1 pseudogene is annotated in these 1,667 nt (G+C 37.6%); it reads right to left on the bottom strand.

Annotated elements, in window-relative coordinates:
* Nucleotides 1-1,610: pseudogene (locus ME1_RS07675) on the bottom strand (autotransporter outer membrane beta-barrel domain-containing protein); the annotation flags it as partial.
* Nucleotides 1,611-1,667 lie beyond the last annotated feature (57 nt).

Here is a 1,667-nt window from a genome sequence, read left to right on the forward strand (position 1 = left end):
GCTTTATAAACCTCACCCGTTCCTTTTCCAATTTTGAGTGTTTGATAACTATAATTCTGGTCAGGTTTTGATGATGTAAACTTAATGGAACTATCGCTTTTAAGATTGACGAGCGAAACAGATGAAACATTTTTCAAAGCAGATTCACCCTGCTCTTTGCGTCGCTTCTTTTGTAAAATCCATGTAGAACCGTCGCCTAAATAAAATTTAGCAGTAGAGGTCTCATCAACATCAACTCCTCCTTCAAGAGTAGAAGAAACAGCCAAAACTGCCACAGAAGCACCATTTACAGCTTTTAAGAGGAGATTGTCTGAACTCAAGGTACTTTGCGTCAAGCTAACAACACCAGAAGTTTTGTCGGTACTGTAAATTGCATTATTCTGAGCTGAAAACATTGTCCTCTGCAAATTAACAACCTCCAATCTACGTGGAGTTTTCTCCTCCTCTGAAGCTCTTTCATTATCAAGTTCTTCCCACGGTTTCTCTCCTTTAAAATATATACCATAGGCGTTGTTTCCATTCACAGTAACATCAGAAGATTCAAGATTGACCTCCGTTGCCTCAACATTATCCGATAAATCTTCAAGCGGCAGGATTGAATTAAAAGTAGCTACAGTGTTTTCTGATAATATGCCATGCACATTTACTGCATTAATAGTACCCTTAAAATTAATAGGACCACCTAGATCCGTGTGCAAAACCGCATGATTACTGGGATTTTTTTCTTCTCCCTTTCCAGTAATCTTAACCCCATCGAGATTTACTTTTCCACCTAACGTCGAAGAAATCCCATGACTGTTCATAAAATCAACTGATCCACCTGACATCCAAACTTCTGAACGCCTATAACTCAAAAGGCTTGCCTTTCCATCCCTCGTCTTAATTTTTGTATCTTCTAAAACGACAAATGAATTCCCTGTTGCTTCAACAGCTTTCTGACTTTCCTCAATAACTCCCTTATCTACCTCAATGATTCCATCACTAGCATAAAGAGCTATATTTGTATTTTTAATATCTGGTGATTTTAAAACAATCTTTCCGTTCTCTGATACAGACACACCATATTTAAAGACTTTACTAGGAATCTGACTACCAACCGTTATATTTTTCCCCGTAACTTTTGTATCTATTCCCTTTACCATCATAGCAGTAAGATTAGAACGATATTTAGAAACATTCTCATTAGTAATCTTATAAGAATTTCCATTAATTGTGTTTATGCAATTATCGCATATATAATGCAATCCATCGTGATATAAATATGATACACGCTCACCATTTTGGTCATATGCCTCATAGCCAATTGCATAGCCGCTCATCCTACTACGGTTAGGGGAGATAGAGGCAAAACTGCTCCCATCATCAGCTTCCTCAAGACTATTAATAATATCAGAAACTTCATGCCCATCAATAGGGATTCTATCCCTTTCGATATCACCATCCCTACCGATCACAGTAACATTGATATCGGACATGACCGGAGAGACATCGGTATAAAACTCACGACTCTCCTCTGTATTTGCACAAACCCCTACTCCACTTTGAAATAAAGAAAAGAGAGCCGTTGTGACGGTATATAAATACACACGATTTTGAAAAACTTTAATCATAGTTCCCTCGAAACTTTTCTTCCCCTCTCATTGAAAACAAAAGCTCTGATAAAAACA

Origin of the sequence: Bartonella vinsonii subsp. arupensis OK-94-513 (assembly GCF_000278235.1) — a bacterium.
In the GTDB taxonomy this organism is placed as follows: Bacteria; Pseudomonadota; Alphaproteobacteria; order Rhizobiales; family Rhizobiaceae; genus Bartonella; species Bartonella arupensis.